The sequence below is a fragment of the Chryseobacterium sp. VAUSW3 genome (genome assembly GCF_002205795.1).
In the GTDB taxonomy this organism is placed as follows: domain Bacteria; phylum Bacteroidota; class Bacteroidia; order Flavobacteriales; family Weeksellaceae; genus Kaistella; species Kaistella yananensis.
Genome location: NZ_NIUY01000002.1, coordinates 851665 through 865375, shown reverse-complemented (window position 1 = coordinate 865375; position 13711 = coordinate 851665). Strand labels below are relative to the sequence as shown.

Below are 13711 nucleotides of genomic sequence, written 5' to 3'. Positions count from 1 at the left end.
CAACTACGGCTCAACCTCAGCTAAGTCTTTGCTGTAAGTCGTTTTCAAGGATTTAATGGGCAGAAAACAGCAGTTTTGGGAATGATGATGAAAACATCAGCTGCTGTGAAATCAGGAAGTGTAAAAATAATAAATATTTGTCGGTTGTAAACATTTTTTGTTGTTAGAGCCTTTATTTTAACAGCTCTCCTAAAAGTAGCGCAATAAAAAAACGCCCTGCAGGTGCAGAGCGTTTTAGCAGTATGGGTATTTTCTAAAGACTCATGAAGAGTTTTGGATTTACCGGTGTATTGTTTTTGTGCACTTCGTAGTGAAGATGAGGTCCTGTAGAACGTCCGGAATTACCAGACTTCGCGATTACCTGATTTACTTCTACCGTTTCGTTGGCTTTCACGCTGATGGTTGAAAGGTGTCCGTATAGCGTGGCAAGACCGTTGCCGTGGGAAAGGATCACGCAGTTTCCGTATCCGCCTTTCTGGCCTGCGAAAATCACGGTGCCTCTTGCCGCAGCACGTACATCGGTGCCGTACGCCACCGCAAAATCCATCCCTTTGTGGAACTGAATCTGCTCCGGTTCAGCAGGTGGGTTATTCTTTTCGTTCTTCGCTTCCGGTGCTTTTACCAGTGTTTTTCTAATGATGTTTCCGGCGCTGTCTTTTTCCTCAGTGTACTGCGGTTCAGCGGTGGTTTCTTTTTTCGCGGGCGGTAACGATGCGAGCAGAATATTTCTTACCGGGATCGGGTTGATTCTTTTCCCGAAATTCGAGGAAATATAACCTTCGGTTGGGTTACCCAGCGGCACCTGCTGCAGTTTGTTCTGCAGATCCATCAGGTATTGGCTATAGCGGTTGGTCTGCTTGGCAAGATATACGGCATTCGAGATGCTGTCCTGCGCCAGGGTGGCAATTTTACCGTCGGTAATGTCTTTGGCAGCAAGAAATGAGTTCAGTTCTCTTACCGTATAATCTACCAGGGCGAGGTTGTTCTTCATTTCCAGGTAATCCACACTGTCTTTCTGGGTATTGATCTTTACCAGATTCACTTCATAGGATTTATCATCTTTCTCTGAGTAGAGTTTGCCAATAAACAGTGCCTGTCCAAAAATAATGAGTAAAAATGCGCCTAAAAGCACGTTTACTTTCTTTTTGTTGCTTAAAAAATTCTTCATTCTTTAGAGTTGGGGTACTTTAATTCTTAATTTTTCGGATGCAAAAATAAATAAAAATATTTAATCGCATATAAAGCTTTAGATGTCAATCTATTATTAAAGATTCTGAAGAAAATGTTAATGATTTAATAAAAAATGACCGGTTTTATTTTCGTTGCAAATCTTTTGTTTAGTTCCGCACTTTCGTATCTTTGTAAATCAACTGATCATTATGGCTAAAAAAGAAGAAACGCCTGAACAGGTGGTAGGCGTGGTAGGGAGCGGCAGTTTTGCGACTGCTATTGTGAAGATGCTTACAGAAAACTGCAAAGTGGTGCACTGGTGTGTACGTAACGAATTTGTAAAAGGAGCGATAGAGCTGCGGCACCACAACCCCAATTATCTTACCGCGGTAAGGTTTGATATTAAATCCCTGAAACTTACCACCGATATCAACGAACTGGTCTCAGCCTGTGATATTATAGTGTTGGCAACACCCTCCATTTACCTGTCGGATACCTTAGAGAAAATGACCTGCGATTACAGCGACAAAATCTTCGTTTCCGCCATCAAGGGTATCGTACCGAAAGTAAATGATGTAGTGGCCCATTATCTGCGCGATGAATTCAAGATTGGGTTCCGCAACCAGGCTGTAATTGCAGGGCCGTGTCATGCAGAAGAGGTGGCCATGGAAAGGCTTTCTTACCTTACCATTGCTACGGTAGAGGATCATAAAAAGATGCTTCACAATAAGTTCGCCTCCCATTTTATCAAAGTGAACTGCAGTTGCGATATCCTGGGGAATGAGTACAGCGCGATTCTTAAAAATATTTATGCCATCGGTGCCGGTATCGCGAGCGGACTGGGATATGGCGACAACTTCACCGCGGTTTTTGTATCCAATGCCATCCGCGAAATGGAAGTGTTTCTGGAAGGAATCCATGAGATGCCGCGTGATGTGAATGAAAGTGCCTATCTGGGCGACTTACTGGTAACTGCTTACTCGCTGTTTTCAAGAAACCGAAGTTTGGGGAACCTGATCGGGAAAGGCTATACCGTAAAATCGGCCATCCAGTCGATGAACATGATTGCTGAAGGGTATTACGCAGCAGATTCCATTTACAAAACGGCAAAAGAGAAGAAGATGAAGACGCCGATTATCGATACGATTTACGCCATCCTTTACGAAGGGAAAAACGCCGAGAAACAGTTCCGCAAACTCACGACGAAACTGAACTGACACTGATCACCAATAAACCCCGATTTTTTTATATTTCAACACTTTTTAAAAATTAATCCTTTGCTTTTAAAATAAAAGAATACCGTTATGCCAGATTCTCTTACCAAAAAAACACCCAAGCCCAAATACGATGTAATCCTTATTGGAGGTGGAATTATGAGTGCAACGCTGGCAACCCTGCTTCACGAATTCGAACCGGGGCTTAAAATTGCTATTTTCGAAAGGCTGGGGCGTTTTGCTCAGGAAAGTTCAGCTGCGTGGAACAACGCCGGTACAGGACATTCCGCCTTCTGTGAACTTAATTATACCCCCATAAAAGAAGACGGCAGTATCGATATTTCCAAAGCTGAAGAGATTGCAGAACAGTTTGAAATCTCCAAACAGTTCTGGGCTTATCTGGTAAAGAAAGAATATATCCAGAGTCCGAAACAGTTTATCACATCGTGCCCGCACATGAGTCTCGTATTTGGGCCTTCGGATGTAGAATTCCTGAAGAAACGCCATGAAGCCATAACTAAGTCGCACCTCTTTCAGGGGATGGAGTTTACTGCCAATCACGACCAGCTCCGCGAATGGATTCCTCTGGTGATGCAGAAAAGAAACAGCCACGAAATACTGGCTGCTACCAAAATGGATATGGGCACCGATGTGAATTTCGGCACGCTTACCAGAAAGCTGGGACGTTTTCTGGCAGATGATTCCAATGTGGATGTGTTTCTTTATCATGAAGCCAAAGAACTCGAACTGCGTGATGACGGAAAATGGGCCGTAGAAGTGCGCGACAGGCTTCACCAGCACAGCCAGGAAGTAGTGGCCGATTTTGTATTTATCGGCGCCGGCGGTTATGCATTGCCGCTGCTGGAAAGTTCTGATATTCCTGAAAGTGAAGGCTACGGTGGTTTTCCGGTTTCCGGAGAATGGCTGGTGTCCCATAATCCGGAACTTGTAGAAAAACATCACGCAAAAGTGTACACCCTGGCTTCCGTAGATGCACCGCCAATGAGCGTTCCGCATCTGGACTTACGGGTAATCGACGGCAAGAAAGCCTTGCTCTTCGGGCCTTTCGCTGGCTTTTCAACGAAATTCCTAAAAGAAGGCAGTTACCTAGATCTACCGGAAAGTATTAACTTCAAAAATATCCGCTCGCTGTTTGGCGCGTGGTGGCATAACCTGCCTTTAACCCAGTACCTCGTGAGACAGGTCGCCATGACCAAAGCCCAGCGGGTACAGCATCTGAGGGAATTCATTAAGGATGCCAATGAAAAAGACTGGGAGCTGAAAGTAGCCGGACAACGCGTGCAGATCATCAAGAAAGACGAAGAACTTGGTGGAAAACTCGAGTTCGGTACTGAAGTGGTGGTGAATCATAACGGGACCATTGCATCACTTTTGGGCGCATCACCCGGTGCATCCACTGCAGCACATGCTATGATTCAGGTGCTGGAGAAATGTTTTCCCGACAAGCTGCAGAATGAATGGAGAGAGAAGCTGCTCGAAATCATTCCCACTTACGGACAGAAACTGACCGACAATCCGGAACTTACCGCGCAGGTACGCAGTTACACCAAAGAAAAACTGGAGCTTGATTATTAAGTTTAACCACTAATTTAACTGTCGTCTGCTCATCACTCATCAATTTCACCAATGCCCACCATCACCAAACCCGAAATCTGCCAGGAAATACTGGAAGCCCTTCAGACCGAAGTGCAGGAAGAGAAGCAGGTGATTGTGCACTGCTGTTATCCCGCAACTTTTTATGTTGGCAATTTAATCCGCATCTGGCAGTCGACTTTTCTGGTTGATGAGCGCTTACATCACAAGAGCCACCTTATTCATCAGGAAAACATCAGCCTCTTCCCGTACTGGACTCCCGTGCCACCTTTGAAAGATTTCTGGTTCACCCTTATCTTTTCCGGACTTCCGAAAGAATGCAGAAGCTTCGATTTAAGAGAAGAGATTCCTGAAGAAGGCGGTTTCCTGGTGAAAAACATCAAGAGAAACGCGACCGATGTGTACCGTGTAAAGATTTCGTGAAGACTAAAATTTAAAAAACCTAACGCCATATTCCATCTCCTGTGCTGAATGCCAAACCCTCGCTTATTATGAAAAAACTTACGGTAATCCTGCTGCTGATATCCACCTTCGCCTTTTCCCAATCCGAAAAGAAACAGATTGCGGAGATCAGAAAATTCCAGAAAGAACTCAACGATGGGTATACGAATAAAAAAGAGACTCCTTTGCGGGGCGATAATTACACCAAATTCACTAAACATCCGTTCTTTCCGATCGATTTAAAATACAGGATTAACGCGCAGTTTGCGAAAACAGAAAATGCTGTTCCTTTCGATCTGCCGACGTCTTCCGGAAAAACAATGCCGTACAAAGAATATGGGAAAGCAACTTTTGCACTGAACGGCGCTACTTACATTTTGAGTATTTACCAAAGTCTGGATCTGGTGAAGACGCCCGGCTATGAGGATTATCTCTTCCTGCCGTTCCGCGATGAAACCAACGGGACCGATACCTATGGCGGCGGAAAATATCTTGATTTAAGAATCCCGAAAGGGAAGGAGATCGTTATTGATTTTAACCAGTCGTACCAACCTTACTGTGCTTACAATGCCTACGATTACAGTTGCCCGATTGTTCCTGAAGAGAATTTTTTACCTGTGAAAATTGAGGCTGGGGTGAAATATGAAGATGTTTACCATCACTAAGGATTTTTCATGGCATAGAAATGGCTTTTCCATCCCATAATTAAAAAGAAAATAAACGATGGAACCTAACAAACGAAACAGACCGGCAACACTTATCATCATTGCTGTTGCCGTAATCGCACTGCTGATTATCTTCTATTTTGTACTGCTTGCCATATTCCCGGATCTTTTTCAGGCCCTGCCGACCGGCGAAGTACAGCCGGTTACGAACTAAATTTTAGCGAGAAACTCTTCAAAAACGGGTATTGCAGATACTGTACCGTCGCTCTCAATTTTGTTGAGCTTTAAGGTTTCTATGGTGTTGATAGAATTTTCATCGAAAGGTTTCTGAACCCGGACATAATTTTCTGTAAAGCCATACATCACCCCATTTTTGTTTTCGTGTTCCCAAAGAACGGGTAAGGTTTTGCCTATTTGGGTGCGGTAGAAGGCCATTTTCTTTTTCTCGGAAAGGATTCTGAGCATCTTGCTGCGCTGTTTTCTTTCAGGAATTGGTACCACGCCCTGCATTTCAGCAGCTTCCGTGTTTTCTCTCTCAGAGTAGGTGAAGACGTGCAGATAAGAGATCGGAAGTTCATTCAGGAAATTATAGGTTTCCAAAAACTTCTCTTCGGTTTCCCCCGGAAATCCTACAATTACATCGACGCCAATACACGAGTCCGGCATTACTTCTCGGATTTTTGCAATTCTGTCGGTATACAATTTGGTAAGATAACGTCGTTTCATGAGCTTCAGCAGGTCATCGCTTCCGCTCTGTAACGGAATGTGGAAGTGGGGTACAAAGCTTTTGCTTTTTGCAACCAGTTCAATGCTTTCGTCCTTTAGAAGGTTCGGCTCAATGGAAGAAATCCTTATTCTTTCAATCCCTTCCACCTTATCCAGTTCTGAAATAAGGTCAAGAAACGTATGTTCGTGTTTTTTATTCCCGAATTCACCTTTACCGTAATCGCCGATATTTACACCGGTTAAAACGATTTCCTTAATTCCTTTGCTGGCGATTTCCATAGCATTTTTCACGACATTTTCAATGGTATCGGAACGGGAGATTCCACGCGCCAAAGGAATGGTGCAGTAGGTGCATTTGTAATCGCAGCCATCCTGAACTTTAAGGAAGGCACGGGTACGGTCGCCAATCGAGTAGCTTCCGATGAAGAAATCAGCTTCATCGATTTCGCAGGAGTGAATGAGGCCGTGGCTTTCGGTTTTCTGCAAGTCATCAAGATAACTCAGGATGTTGAATTTCTCTTTGGCTCCCAAGACCAGGTCTACGCCTTCAATCGCAGAAATCTCCTCAGGTTTCAGCTGGGCGTAGCAGCCCAAAATCACCACCAATCCGTCGGGATTAGCTTTCATGGCCCGCTTTACGTGAAATTTACATTCGCGGTCTGCGTTTTCGGTCACCGAACAGGTGTTGATGACATATACACTGGCTTTCTCATCAAAGCTTACCTTTTCATAGCCTGCGCCGGTTAGCTGGCGGGCAATGGTTGAGGTTTCTGCGAAATTTAATTTGCAGCCAAGGGTGTGAAAAGCAGCGGTTTTGGGGGTTGAATGTTCCATAATATGAGGGTGCAAATTTACGATTTTTTTTTAACCCACTTCAGAAGTCGGGATACAGAAAAAACCACAAAGGCTTTGTGGTTTTAACTGAATGAAAAAATTATGAAAAATTATGAAAAAGTTACTTTAAAGTCTATTATACCTGAATGATTTTGGTATACGCCTCGGCTTCTAAACCCCATGCACACGATTTTGCTTCGTGGGACAGATAAGCGATTTTGCGGTGTTCTGTATCGAAAATCCTTACGCCTTCCAGATTAAGTTGGTCGCTTCTGTAGAGGTGAAGGCTTACCGAAGTATCGTCTTCATTGTTAATAATGGAGTGGATGCCCGCGAGTTCCTCCGTAAAAATGTCGCCTTCGCCGCCTACCGACAGGGAATTGAATTCGATGAAATTTGAGTTTTCCCGGTAGTTAACAACCCCGAGGCTGCCCTTGAGGATTTTTATTCTGCCGTCGTAGTTTCCGTGATCGTGAATCGCAGTACAGCTGTCGCTTCCCCAAACGGTAAGTACAGCAAACGGGTCATCTTCGAAAACAGGGATTCTGATAAAAATTTCTTCGCTAACTTTTCTTTCGGAAAGGTGAAAAACTGAATCAAAATCGCTGTAGGAAAACGTAAAGAGCAGATCACAGATTTCGTTAAAATTCAGCCGCTTCTTGATCCTTAGATCATCGAGAACATGGCTTAAACCGGGATCATCGAATGGAGTTTTCATCACTTAAAATTTGATACCGTAAAGTTACGTACCCAAAATCTTAAGCGCTGAAAATCAGATGTGATTTATATCAACGCTGACTTTTATCACTCGTTTAATTTTTATATTCATCGCGCACTTCCGGATCCTTTGCGTAACACACCGGAGATGAATTCTGAGGGATTTCTTCAGGTTCTTGTTTCTTCAGCATTTCACTATGATGTTTACCTGATTTGGATTTCGGGATAAAGCGGTTTTTCCAGTCGTCGTTTTTAAGGATTTTAGCCGCGTAAATAATCTGCCCGATATGATACGTATAATGTGCCAGCTGCTGGAGAACCGCATCCAACACGGTATGTTTCTCTCCGCGGATTGAAATGCTGTTGTGAATATTCCCTTCGGTGATTTGATTTAAAGCTTCCAAAAGTACCGCCCAGCCATTTTCCCAACATTTGAGCATTTCTTCTCTGGACTGTAGTTCAATGAGGAATTCCGCATCGCGGTTGCGCCAGGATTTATCGCCGTCTTCGGTAAGAAAATCTGTCCAGCGCGAAATTATGTTTTCCGAAATATGCTTTACGATTACCGCAATGGAATTGCTCTCCTGATTCGGCTGCCAAAACAGCTGTTCATCACTCAGCTGTGCAAAGGTTTCATCGCCCAGAGCTTTGTAGTAAAGAAAACGTTTGATAAATAATTCTTTCATGGGGTGTCTTTTTGAACGGCCCTGAATCAAAATTACGGAATATTTCCAAACCAAAAGCATGATGAGCTTAATCCGTACGGGAAATCTGTTTCCGTTCCCGTAATATTCAAAGAAATATGATAAGAATTATGATTAAGAAAATTTAAACCTGAATAATTTTCAGCAGCAATTTAAATATTTACCTTTGTAGCTTAATTTTTATGAAAAGAGATATTATGGATTTTAAAAATTTTACAATGCCCTTCAGCATTAACCCTGAATATTCTAAAAAAGTAGCTTATTTCTCCATGGAATTTGCGATTGATCAGGCGCTGAAAATATACTCCGGCGGACTTGGGTTTTTAGCAGGCTCGCACATGAGAAGTGCCTATAATCTGAAACAGAATCTTGTGGGGATCGGAATTTTATGGAAGTTCGGTTATTATGATCAGGCCAGAAACCACGACCAAACTTTACAGCCTACATGGACTAAAAAAATGTATTCGTTTCTTCAGGATACCGGAATCAAATTCCAGATTGAGATTCACTCTGCGCCGGTTTGGGTAAAAGTTTGGTATCTGGATCCCGAAACTTTCCATACGGCACCCATGTTTTTACTTTCCACAGATGTTCCGGAAAACGATCACGTTTCAAAAACTATTTGCCACAGACTTTACGATGCCAACGAATCTACAAAATTGGCGCAGTATATTCTTTTGGGTAAAGGCGGCGCGAAGTTGCTCGATATGATGAATTTTGAAAGAGATGTTTACCATCTGAATGAAGCACACGGGCTTCCGGCAGCATTCTATCTGCTGAAAAAATTTGGCGGCGATTTAGAGAAAGTAAGAGAAAAACTGGTATTCACCACCCACACCCCGGAAGAAGCCGGAAACGAAAAACACAACCTTCATTTATGCCACGATATGTCGTATTTCTCTGGTCTTACGACGGAAGAAGTGAAATCTATTGAAGGAGTGGAAGATGACCGTTTTAACCATTCACTTTGCGCTTTAAGAATGGCAAGAGTGGCCAACGGTGTTTCGCAGCTGCACGGTGTTGTTTCGAGAGAAATGTGGAGCAAGTATTCTAAAATTTGTGAAATCAAAGCCATTACCAACGCACAGGAATTTAAATACTGGGCAGATAAACCGCTTTACGACGCCAAAGACGAGAATGATGATATGCTTTTCGATTTCAGAAAAAAACATCTGAAGAAAAGAATGTTCAGAATTGTAGCCGACCAAACCGGAAATCTCTTCGATCCCAATGTTTTCACCATCGTGTGGGCCAGAAGATTTGCAGGTTATAAAAGAGCCGATTTGCTTCTTCACGACAAAGAACGTTTCGAAAGGCTTCTGAACAACCCGAAATATCCGGTTCAGATTATCTGGGCAGGGAAACCATATCCAATGGATTACAGTGCGATTTCAACCTTCAATACCCTGGTTGAAGAAAGCAAATACTATAAAAATATGGCGGTACTTACCGGCTACGAACTGGCTTTGAGTAAATCACTGAAGCAGGGTTCTGATCTGTGGCTGAATAATCCAAGAGTTCCGCGGGAAGCTTCGGGAACTTCGGGAATGACGGCTTCGATGAACGGATCAGTGAACCTTTCTACCGATGACGGCTGGATTCCGGAGTTTGCTAAAAACGGCGTAAACGGGTTCGTAGTTCCGCAGGCAGATTACAAAAATGCCAGCGTGTACGATCAGGATAACTTCGATCTGGAAAACCTGTATAATGTTCTGGAAAATGAAATCCTGCCGATGTATTACGACCGACCTGATGAATGGAGAAAAATTCAGCACAACGCGATGGAAGATGTTAAAAGAGATTTCAACAGCGACCGTATGGCAGACGAATATTACAAACAGATTTACGCATAACCGCTGAGGTTATCCAAAAATTCAATATTAAAATCCGGGAAAAACTTCCCGGATTTTGTTTGTTGGGTAGCTAAATAAAATCTGAATGTCCGCCATCCAGCGGAATGGTGGCTCCGGTAAGATAGCCTGCAAGGTCTGAAGCCAGAAAAGCAGCAAGATAACCATATTCTTCGGGTTTTCCCGCGCGTTTCATCGGAGTCTGGCCCAGCATTCTTTTTTTGGTTTCCTCGGTAGTAATATTTAGTGTTTCGGCATTTCCGCTGTATAGGCTTTTCATTCTTTCGGTATCAAAAAGTCCGGTAAGCACTGTATTGACGGTAATATTTTCTTCAGCAACCATTTTCGAAAGCGTTTTCATCCAGCTTACTACCGCAATCCGCATCGTGTTGCTCAAAACCAAATGATCTGAAGGTTGTTTCACATATTTTGAGGCCACATTGATGATTCTTCCAAACTTATTTTTCTGCATTTCCGGAAGGGCTGCCTGTGTTAGATAAACCGTGTTCTGAAAGAGCAAATCGAACGCCTGCTGAAAATCTTCAGTGGAATTTTGGAGTGAATTTCCGGTTTTGGGCCCGTTGGTATTGTTAACCAGAATGTCGATGGAGTTTAGTTTGAAATAATCATCATAAACCTTTTTTGTTCCTTCAAAATCCATGTAATCTGTCACGAGATACTGATGTTTCTGGCCGTTAGAGGAATCCAGTTCTTCAAGAACGTTTTTAAGTTTATTTTCATTTCGGGAAACAATGGTCACTTCAGCACCCAGTTGTGCGAACTGCAGTGCAACTGCTTTTCCTATTCCGTCTGAAGCTGCGCCGACCAAAGCTTTTTTTCCGGCCAAATCAATAATCATATCAAAAATTTTCTGTCATAAAAGTAGTCATTCCGAACAGTTTTAAAAAAGTTTTTAAGATTTTTAACAATCAATTTTGCGCATCAAAATCTTATATTTGCATCATGATTAACAGCGACCAGGTTAAAGACATCAAATCCAGAATCGAGGATTTGTATAAATATCTTCAGATCGAAAAAAAGAAGATCGAAATCTTCAATGATGAAGAAAAAACTGTTTCACCGGAATTTTGGGACAACCCGAAAGAAGCCGAAGCGTTTATGAAACAGCTTCGCTCCAAGAAAAAATGGGTGAGTGATTATGAAGAAATCTTCACACGGTATGAAGATTTGCAGGTTCTGATGGATTTTGCGAAAGAAGACCCCGATTCCGAAAAGGAACTGGAGGAAGCTTTCCCGCTTTTGGTTCAAAAAGTTGAAGACCTGGAATTCAGAAATATGCTTTCCAATGAAGGTGACGAGCTTTCGGCGGTGCTGCAGATTACCGCCGGCGCAGGCGGAACAGAATCCTGCGACTGGGCATCGATGTTGATGAGAATGTACACGATGTGGGCTGAAAAGCAGGGTTACAAGATCCGGGAGCTGAATTATCAGGAAGGTGATGTTGCCGGTGTGAAAACGGTAACGCTGGAAATCGACGGTGAATTTGCTTTCGGTTATCTGCGCGGTGAAAATGGGGTTCACCGTTTGGTAAGGATTTCACCTTTCGATTCCAACGCAAAAAGACACACCAGTTTTGTCTCTGTGTATGTTTATCCTTTGGTTGACGATACGATAGAAATCAACATCAATCCGGCGGATATTTCCTTTGAAACCATGCGTTCGAGTGGGGCAGGAGGGCAGAACGTAAACAAGGTGGAAACAGCAGTACGTCTGCGTCACGCGCCTACAGGCATTATCATCGAAAACTCCGAAAGTCGCTCCCAGCTTCAGAATAAAGAAAAGGCGATGCAGCTTTTACGCTCAAGACTTTATGAGATGGAACTTGAAGAACGGATGAAAGCGCGAAACGAAATTGAAGCCGGGAAAATGAAAATCGAGTGGGGCAGCCAAATCCGAAATTACGTGATGCACCCTTACAAACTCGTGAAAGATGTGCGCTCCGGTTACGAAACTTCGGATGTAGACGGTGTGATGAACGGAGACCTGACTCCATTCCTTAAAGCCTTCCTGATGGCCGACGGAACCGCTGCGGGAGCCGATGATTTCGACCTGTAAGTTTTGGGAAACTTTAACAAATTATTAATCTTATAAAAACCCCTCTTTTATTATCTTTGCGAATATGGAACATTTTGAGAGTTGGAAGGATTTACTTAATCCTGAATTTTATATAAAAATGGGCGGTTTCTGGCTCATTTTGTTTATTATTTTCGCGGAGACAGGGTTGTTTGTGGGTTTTTTTCTTCCAGGTGACAGTTTGCTCTTTGTATCAGGAATTTATGCAGTAGAGATTGTAGATCAGGCGATCGGCTCCACCGGAAGTGATTTTTTAGATACTACGATACTGGCTACGGCCATTGCGATTGCTGCGGTGATAGGAAATGAAGTGGGCTACTGGTTTGGCAGAAAAACGGGGCCTGCGCTTTATAAAAAAGAGGATACATTCCTCTTCAAGAAAAAATATCTGTTTCAGGCTCACGATTTCTTCGAAGAACATGGCGCTCTTGCTGTAATTATGGCGAGATTTCTGCCTGTGGTGAGAACATTTACCCCGATTGTTGCAGGGATTGTAAAGATGGACAAAACCCGCTTTTTGATCGATAATATCATCGGGGCGTTCCTTTGGTCTTTTTCGCTGATTTTTGCAGGACATTATCTCGACCGGCTTTTCATGGACCAGTTCGGGATTGATCTGAAATCGCATCTGGAGATGATCATCATAATTATCGTACTGATCACTACAGTTCCCATTATCATGAAATTTTTCTTCGGAAAGAAAAAAGAAGAAGAGCAAATCGAAGAGTAAAATCTAAATCATCAATATAAAAAGCAATCTGAAAACAGGTTGCTTTTTTTTCTTATTCAGATAGAATTATTGCTTTATAAAGTCCAGTATGTTTGGATAAATGAGACTGTCTCTCTTTTTCTTCGAAAATCTTGGGGCGTGACCAGTTTTTTTCATCAGAACAAATCTGTGCTCAATATTTTTACTGGTCAATGCCGAATCGAGTGCTAGGCCCTGGTTAACATCGACTAAAAAATCCCTGTTGCCCTGAAAGTGCAGCGTAGGGACATTTGAAGCCTGATACATCGGGCTGGCTTGTTTAAATGCTTCTGCGGTTGCTGAATTATATTTCTCGCCCACTACCTTTTGAAAAATACGGTGTGATCTTTTGAAATATTTTGAATTCCTGTAACGCTGAGAATAAAAGTCGGCAGGACCGCTCAAAGAGATTATTTTCTGAACCTGGTCTTCATTTTTGTATCCATAGAGTAGGGCCAAATGCCCACCCGCACTTTCGCCCAGAAGGATTATTTTGTCAGAAGCTAGATTCCAGTCTTTACCAGAATTGCCGGTGTACTGAACAGCTTTAGAAATGTCTTCTAAAGCAGCCTTGTAGGTTGTCGTTTTGTTTACCAGCCGGTAATTGATGTTTACGGTGGGAAAATTATTCCGGTAAAGGAATTTCTGCACTTTTCGAAGATGTAGTTTGCTGCCAAAAATCCAGGCTCCGCCATGAACCATCATGATTAATGGCGTATCGGGTCTGTATTCTGCAGGCAGAAAAACATCCATCACATTCCTTTTGTTTTCGCCGTATTTTACATTGTAAATTTTCTTTCCAAAATTTCCGTCGTTTTTTATCCTGTAGCGTGTGGAACAGGAATTCAACAAAGCAAAAAGCAAAGCGGTAAAGATAAGCTGAAGAATTACAGATTTTCTCATTGCCGGTGAGTGTGAAAATTTCGAGCCATCA

At 42.8% G+C, this 13711-nt stretch carries 14 protein-coding genes; 8 read left to right on the top strand and 6 right to left on the bottom strand.

What is annotated here, in order from left to right:
• Nucleotides 1-253: 253 nt before the first annotated feature.
• Entirely contained in the window at nucleotides 254-1168 is a 915-nt protein-coding gene (locus CDW55_RS09245; protein WP_088469444.1) for a M23 family metallopeptidase, read from the bottom strand.
• Nucleotides 1169-1379: 211 nt separating this feature from the next.
• Between CDW55_RS09245 and CDW55_RS09240 the strand changes: the two genes are divergently transcribed.
• From CDW55_RS09240 to CDW55_RS12500, 5 genes are all read left to right on the top strand, one after another.
• Nucleotides 1380-2387 (top strand): NAD(P)H-dependent glycerol-3-phosphate dehydrogenase, encoded by a 1008-nt coding sequence (locus tag CDW55_RS09240; protein WP_088469443.1) that lies wholly within the window; start codon nucleotides 1380-1382, stop codon nucleotides 2385-2387.
• An 87-nt stretch (nucleotides 2388-2474) separates the two neighbouring features.
• Nucleotides 2475-3980, top strand: a complete 1506-nt coding sequence (gene mqo, locus CDW55_RS09235) for a malate dehydrogenase (quinone) (protein WP_088469442.1) — start codon at nucleotides 2475-2477, stop codon at nucleotides 3978-3980.
• 51 nt (nucleotides 3981-4031) lie between these two features.
• The gene (locus CDW55_RS09230) at nucleotides 4032-4421 is read left to right on the top strand and encodes a hypothetical protein (protein ID WP_088469441.1); all 390 of its coding nucleotides are present in this window, start codon (nucleotides 4032-4034) and stop codon (nucleotides 4419-4421) included.
• A 68-nt stretch (nucleotides 4422-4489) separates the two neighbouring features.
• Nucleotides 4490-5104 (top strand): DUF1684 domain-containing protein, encoded by a 615-nt coding sequence (locus CDW55_RS09225; protein WP_088469574.1) that lies wholly within the window; start codon nucleotides 4490-4492, stop codon nucleotides 5102-5104.
• 58 nt (nucleotides 5105-5162) lie between these two features.
• Complete coding sequence (locus CDW55_RS12500) at nucleotides 5163-5318, top strand: hypothetical protein (RefSeq protein ID WP_179285929.1); 156 nt, start codon at nucleotides 5163-5165, stop codon at nucleotides 5316-5318.
• Here CDW55_RS12500 and mtaB read toward each other — a convergent pair.
• The 3 genes from mtaB to CDW55_RS09210 all read right to left on the bottom strand — a co-directional run bounded on the left by mtaB (nucleotide 5315) and on the right by CDW55_RS09210 (nucleotide 8067).
• The gene (mtaB, locus tag CDW55_RS09220) at nucleotides 5315-6664 is read right to left on the bottom strand and encodes a tRNA (N(6)-L-threonylcarbamoyladenosine(37)-C(2))-methylthiotransferase MtaB (protein ID WP_088469440.1); all 1350 of its coding nucleotides are present in this window, start codon (nucleotides 6662-6664) and stop codon (nucleotides 5315-5317) included. The two genes, CDW55_RS12500 and mtaB, sit on opposite strands and share 4 nt — an antisense overlap.
• Nucleotides 6665-6800: 136 nt before the next feature.
• On the bottom strand, nucleotides 6801-7382 hold the full coding sequence (locus CDW55_RS09215; RefSeq protein WP_088469439.1) for a cysteine dioxygenase: 582 nt from the start codon (nucleotides 7380-7382) through the stop codon (nucleotides 6801-6803).
• 94 nt (nucleotides 7383-7476) lie between these two features.
• Complete coding sequence (locus CDW55_RS09210) at nucleotides 7477-8067, bottom strand: DUF1572 family protein (RefSeq protein WP_088469573.1); 591 nt, start codon at nucleotides 8065-8067, stop codon at nucleotides 7477-7479.
• 215 nt (nucleotides 8068-8282) lie between these two features.
• On the opposite strand from CDW55_RS09210, the gene glgP reads away from it, so the two are divergent.
• The gene (glgP, locus tag CDW55_RS09205; RefSeq protein ID WP_179285932.1) at nucleotides 8283-9938 is read left to right on the top strand and encodes an alpha-glucan family phosphorylase; all 1656 of its coding nucleotides are present in this window, start codon (nucleotides 8283-8285) and stop codon (nucleotides 9936-9938) included.
• Between the two features lie 70 nt (nucleotides 9939-10008).
• Here glgP and CDW55_RS09200 read toward each other — a convergent pair whose 3' ends face one another.
• The gene (locus tag CDW55_RS09200) at nucleotides 10009-10794 is read right to left on the bottom strand and encodes an SDR family oxidoreductase (protein WP_088469437.1); all 786 of its coding nucleotides are present in this window, start codon (nucleotides 10792-10794) and stop codon (nucleotides 10009-10011) included.
• Nucleotides 10795-10898: 104 nt separating this feature from the next.
• Here CDW55_RS09200 and prfB point away from each other — a divergent pair, with 104 nt between their 5' ends.
• Both prfB and CDW55_RS09190 read left to right on the top strand, forming a co-directional pair.
• Complete coding sequence (prfB, locus tag CDW55_RS09195; RefSeq protein ID WP_088469436.1) at nucleotides 10899-12011, top strand: peptide chain release factor 2; 1113 nt, start codon at nucleotides 10899-10901, stop codon at nucleotides 12009-12011.
• 64 nt (nucleotides 12012-12075) lie between these two features.
• The gene (locus CDW55_RS09190; protein WP_088469435.1) at nucleotides 12076-12759 is read left to right on the top strand and encodes a DedA family protein; all 684 of its coding nucleotides are present in this window, start codon (nucleotides 12076-12078) and stop codon (nucleotides 12757-12759) included.
• A gap of 66 nt (nucleotides 12760-12825) precedes the next feature.
• On the opposite strand, the gene CDW55_RS09185 is transcribed toward CDW55_RS09190, so the two are convergent.
• Nucleotides 12826-13680, bottom strand: a complete 855-nt coding sequence (locus CDW55_RS09185) for an alpha/beta hydrolase (protein ID WP_088469434.1) — start codon at nucleotides 13678-13680, stop codon at nucleotides 12826-12828.
• Between the last annotated feature and the right edge of the window lie 31 nt (nucleotides 13681-13711).